Annotated in this window: 6 protein-coding genes; 3 read left to right on the top strand and 3 right to left on the bottom strand. The window is 48.3% G+C overall.

The features are described from left to right. From F9B91_RS11950 to F9B91_RS11940, 3 genes are all read right to left on the bottom strand, one after another. Positions 1-245, bottom strand: a 245-nt coding sequence (locus F9B91_RS11950) for a hypothetical protein (RefSeq protein ID WP_225306652.1), incomplete at its 3' end; no start/stop codon positions are given. Continuing rightward, positions 193-2,070, bottom strand: coding sequence for a transferrin-binding protein-like solute binding protein (locus tag F9B91_RS11945; protein ID WP_150923292.1), 1,878 nt, complete (start codon positions 2,068-2,070; stop codon positions 193-195). The genes F9B91_RS11950 and F9B91_RS11945, both read right to left, overlap by 53 nt. Positions 2,071-2,282: 212 nt before the next feature. After that, the gene (locus tag F9B91_RS11940) at positions 2,283-2,906 is read right to left on the bottom strand and encodes a biliverdin-producing heme oxygenase (protein ID WP_070538898.1); all 624 of its coding nucleotides are present in this window, start codon (positions 2,904-2,906) and stop codon (positions 2,283-2,285) included. A gap of 451 nt (positions 2,907-3,357) precedes the next feature. Here F9B91_RS11940 and F9B91_RS11935 point away from each other — a divergent pair, with 451 nt between their 5' ends. From F9B91_RS11935 to F9B91_RS11925, 3 genes are read left to right on the top strand one after another with little or no spacing between them, the layout of a single operon-like run. Beyond that, positions 3,358-3,894 carry a gamma carbonic anhydrase family protein gene (locus F9B91_RS11935; RefSeq protein WP_070538897.1) on the top strand — a complete coding sequence of 179 codons (537 nt, stop codon included), beginning with the start codon at positions 3,358-3,360 and terminating at the stop codon, positions 3,892-3,894. A gap of 39 nt (positions 3,895-3,933) precedes the next feature. Beyond that, the gene (locus tag F9B91_RS11930) at positions 3,934-4,533 is read left to right on the top strand and encodes a Maf family protein (RefSeq protein WP_070538896.1); all 600 of its coding nucleotides are present in this window, start codon (positions 3,934-3,936) and stop codon (positions 4,531-4,533) included. Positions 4,534-4,558: 25 nt separating this feature from the next. Further along, positions 4,559-5,023 (top strand): hypothetical protein, encoded by a 465-nt coding sequence (locus F9B91_RS11925; RefSeq protein WP_070613324.1) that lies wholly within the window; start codon positions 4,559-4,561, stop codon positions 5,021-5,023. The last annotated feature ends 67 nt before the right edge of the window (positions 5,024-5,090 follow it).

The raw sequence follows: 5,090 nt of genomic DNA, 5'->3' as shown, positions 1-5,090 counted from the left end.
AACGGGTAAGGTGTGGAGTTAAGGGAGAGAATTATATACTTTTTGTTTTGGTTAACTATAGTACGGCAAGGCGAGGCAACGCCGTACTGGTTTAAATTTAATCCACTATACTGTAAAAGGTCGTCTGAAAATCCTACCCACTCAAAAACAAACCGCCCTTTCAGGCGGTTTGTTTTCAGCTTAAACAGACGGTTATTGTTTTTTACCGCCGAATACACCGAAAGCGTTGTTACTTGAAGAGCCATTATCACCTGGTTTTTCATTGTAACTGTATCGTCCCGCCATTTCGGCAGCTTTGTCGCCGTAGAATCCGCCTGAGATAGAACCTTGCACACCGGAATCCCATTTACCATTAAAGCTGCTACCTGCAATATTTGCAGTAAAGGCTCGTTCATTCATGAACCATCTGTCACCACTATTGATTTTACCTGCGATAGTCTTGGTATCGAAGTTGACATCTGCGGTAAACGAACCGGTAGTACGGTAGCCTCCTGTATCACCCACCCAGTTCTCCTTATCATCCAAGTTGCGGGCACGGAAATTCAACACATCGCCGGCATACTTGGCTGTTCCTGATGGTAGAGAGGTACTCATTACCCCCTGAACAAACAAGGAGTAGGCATTATCGGCAAGTTTTGCCGCACCGAAGACAACATTGCTCAAATTGCCTGAAGCAACAAACGACTTGTAGTCCGAACCCAATTCAGTTTGATGGAGCTTGTTGGTAACAGGTGCCAAAGCGATTGCCGTACCGTTGATAATGACTTTGGTCAAGTCCGCGATATTCGATAAGATGTATTGCTCGCCTGTTTCACCTTTTTTCAATTCAGCTGCAGCGGCATCAACTTTAGGTTTGGTTACGGGCGCATCAGGTTTGGCAACCGGCGCATCAGACTGTCCGCCTGCTTGAGCTGCATCTTGGCGTTTTGCACCAAACACACCGCGCGCCACTACGTCTTCATCACGTTGGTTTTTGCCTGCCGCACTATATGTACCGGCAAGTTGGTCTGCCTTCGCACCAAAGAATCCGCCTTGCATCGTACCTTGCTTGTTGGAGAAGGTGTTGCCGTGCAAATCGCCATTGAAAGACAGGTTTTCCGCCATATCGCGCGCATTGGATTTGACGACACCTGCAATCCTATTGCCACCGCTACCACCGCCAACCGTTTGATCGGAATAGCGGTTGATGCCGACATTGATGGTTTTTTGGTCGAAATTGACTTTTGCGGTAACATCGGTTGCCCTGGCGGCAGAATACAGGTTTGCCAATTTAGACTTGGCACTTGTATCAGAAATCTCGTTTAACGAACTGGTATTGACCGGCAGTCCGTTTGCAAAATGCAAACCGATACCTTTATAAGTGGCTTCGCCTTTTAGAGCGGCAACAGTATCGCTTCCGGCAGGAGTACCTTGTACAAATAAAGCTTGTTTGAAATCACGCAGATTGGTTACATCGGCAACACCGCCGTAACGAACGTCAGGCAGCAGGTCGCCGCTGTGTATCGCATATTGTGCTGCATCGGCTTTACCGCCGTTCGTACTTCTTTCGCCCAACGTGAACTCACCTGCTTTAACGTCTTTGGTATTAATGGCGACACCATCAAGTACGACGCTGTTTTTATCCGAGGCAGTCGGAGCTTCGGTTTTGGCATATTCCAAATCGCCGGTTTCACGTTTTTTCGCTACCAAGACACCGCCATCCAAAGCCTTGCCCATTACTTTGCCTTCGCCGCCAAAACCTTGACCTGAATTGGCCTCATTGGCTTTCTTAGCTTCTTCAGCTTTCTTGGCCTCTTCAGCTTTCTTAGCCTCTTCAGCTTTCTTGGCTTCTTCGGCTTTCTTGGCTTCTTCGGCTTTCTTTGCTTCTTCGGCTTTCTTTGCTTCTTCGGCTTTCTTAGCGTCTTCTGTTTGTTTTGAATCACCTCCTCCGCCCGAGCCGGAATTATTGCCCGGCTGTTGCGGGGTCGGTGCAGGCTGTGCAGACGGCGTGCCACCACCGCTTGAGCCGCATGCACTCAATGCGATGCTGCAGGCAATCGCCAACATACTTAATTTAAATGATTCCTTCATGGTCAAACTCCTGAATGTGATAATGGTATTTTGGAATGATGGTGATAAAATATTTGATAATTATTTACATCAAACCAATTAAAATATACCGCAAATGCGGATAACCAAACGGTACTAAACTTACATCTGCATGAAGGTCGTCTGAAAACGGAATTTATGAATCCGTCCATACAGATGTGTTTCAGACGACCTCTACTTATATCGTCAAACCATTAATGACGGTGCGGAACAAAGCCTTCCGGAGCTTCCGCGCCTTCAGGCAGACCGAAAGTTTCGCGCAGAACGACTTTGTAGAACGCAAACGCATCTTTTGCGCCTTGAATCGCTTCGGCTTCGGCTTCAGGGCTTAAACCCAAAGCATTCAGATGCTCGACAAAGGCACGCCAATGTTTGCCGCGGCCGTTCGGATGGGGAGCGAGGTGACGCGCACCGTGTTCGCCGGTGTAATCCAGTTTTTGCGCGTGTTTAAACAAAAATGCCGCGCCCAAATTGGAACCTTCTGCGCAATACAGCCAGCCGATGGCTTTGTTGCCGGTTTCGTGCGGCAGCGGTTTGCCGTATTCGTAAGGTTTGTCACCCAAATCAGCCAAGTCTTGCGTTACCGCATCGTAACGCGCCATGTATTCCAGCTCGGGAATGGCTTTATTCAACTCCGGATCTTTATAGATATGATCGACCGCTTTGTGGAACACGGATTGCAGTTTCAAAAATTTGATGTAGTTCTCTTTGTTGGTAAACGGCTCGACAGACATAACCAAGTTGTCCACGCTATCGTGAATAGTTGTAGTCTGCTCTTTCAGCCGTTTGGCAAAAGTCAGCTCTTGTGTTTCGCTCATGTGAATATCCTTCATACAGTTTCAGACGACCTTCCGGCCGCCTTTATTTAAACAAGGTGGATTAGATAGATCTGAAAACGGACACAGGATGGAAGCCAAGGTTTGTGGGATTGGAAACCCACCAAACCTGCTTGAAAACAAACCATCGGGTTTCGTTATTTTATGAAATATTTTTTAAAAATATATATTATTCCAATTCAAATGGCAAGAGAATGATTTGCAGCTACTTGCAACTACAAGATAATAACGGACAATTTTCCACCTTCGGTAAACAAGAGATGCAGGCTTAACGGAAAATGGTTCTATAACCATAAAAATATTGTTTACAAAGACATGACGACATCTCGGCAGACGCCGTCCTTGCCTCACCTGCGTCAAAACGGCATACTTTCGCCATACCGAGCTGCAGGTCGTCTGAAACCTGCCACACTGTCAAAAAGGAAGAAACAACATGAACCCTATCCGCCCTTTCTTAGACCATACTCCGCAAATTCACGAATCCTGCCTCATCGACGAAACCTCCGTCATCATCGGCGAAGTATCGCTTGCCGAAGACGTATCCGTTTGGCCGTATGCCGTGTTGCGCGGCGACGTGAACAGCATCAGCATCGGCGCGCGCAGCAATGTACAGGACGGCAGTGTCTTGCACGTTTCGCACAAAAACGCGGAAAAGCCCGAAGGCTCACCCCTGATTATCGGAGAAGACGTAACCGTCGGACACAAAGTCATGCTGCACGGCTGCCGCATCGGCGATCGTGTGTTAATCGGCATGGGTACGACTATTTTGGACGATACCGTCATCGAAGACGACGTGATGATAGGCGCAGGCAGCTTGGTGCCGCCACGCAAACGTTTGGAAAGTGGCTATCTTTATGTCGGCTCGCCCGTCAAACAAGTCCGCCCGCTGACCGAAAAAGAAAAAGAATTTTTGAAATATTCTTCCGCGCATTATGTGCGCCTGTCCGGCCAACACAAACAGTCAAAATAATTTTCAGACGACCTTATATCCCCTAAAAAAGAAAATTTTATGCACACACTCTACCTAGCCTCCGGCAGCCCGCGCCGCCGCGAAATTCTGGAAAACTTAAGATTCAAAGTTATCCGTATCCCTGCCGACATCGACGAAACGCCGCATTCCGACGAAAAAGCCGCTGATTATGTGCAACGTATGGCGCAGGAAAAAAATGCCGCCGCTGTCGAGCAATGGTTTGCCACACACGACGCGTCGCCCGAATATCCGATTCTGACCGCCGACACTACGGTTGCCTATCAAAACCACATCCTCGGCAAACCGGAAACCGAAGCCCAAGCAGCCGAAATGCTCGCCCGGCTTTCAGGGCAGACGCATCAGGTGCTGACTGCCGTATGCGTATATTGGCAAAGGAAAACGCGCGGTGTTTTACAAACCAGCGACGTGCGTTTCAAAACCTTGTCTGCCGAAGAAATATCCGCCTATATCCGAAGCGGCGAACCGATGGACAAAGCGGGCGCGTATGGCATTCAGGGACTGGGCGGCGTGTTTGTCGAGCATTTGCAAGGCAGCTTCACCGGCGTGATGGGCCTGCCCGTTTACGAAACGGTCGGCTTGTTGGAACAATTCGGATTGAGTATTCCCCCATTTGCCTGATTTTAAATACCTTCAAACAAACATTATGAAAACATACGCCTTCCCCTTTTTATCCGCAGTATTCCTTCTTGCAGGCTGCGCTGCTTTTTCAGACGACGGCACACCTTCCATCCGCGAAGGCAACGACAGCATCCTCTCTTTCGGGAAGCTTGGCTCCACTACGGAAGATGCGCCGGCAGGCGGCTGGGTCATGCTCGGCGATCAATACACCTATGTGTTAGACAAAGGGTCGTCTGAAAAGCTATCTCCCGTCTTTAAGGCCAAACTGAAACATCCCTACGAAATCAAGTTTGCCTCTTCTATGAAGAATATCAAAAAGGCGGGATTTACCGTTTGGCAAGAGGATCGCAGATTCAACACACTGCTTTGCCTGTCTTACCCCCATACTGATAAAGATGAAGAAAAAACGCTGCAAAAATTGGCGTTCACCTTCAGTAAAGGGGAAAAAACGCCATTCGAGACCTTTGCAAAATTCCCCAAAATCCCCTAAATTACCACCAAGACATTTAGGGGATTTCTCATGAGCACCTTCTTCCGGCAAACCGCACAAGCCATGA

Source organism: Streptococcus mitis, assembly GCF_008763935.1.
In the GTDB taxonomy this organism is placed as follows: Bacteria; Bacillota; Bacilli; order Lactobacillales; family Streptococcaceae; genus Streptococcus; species Streptococcus mitis_DB.
The sequence above is the reverse complement of the archived record's forward strand: the minus strand, read 5'-3'. Positions and strand labels throughout refer to the sequence as shown.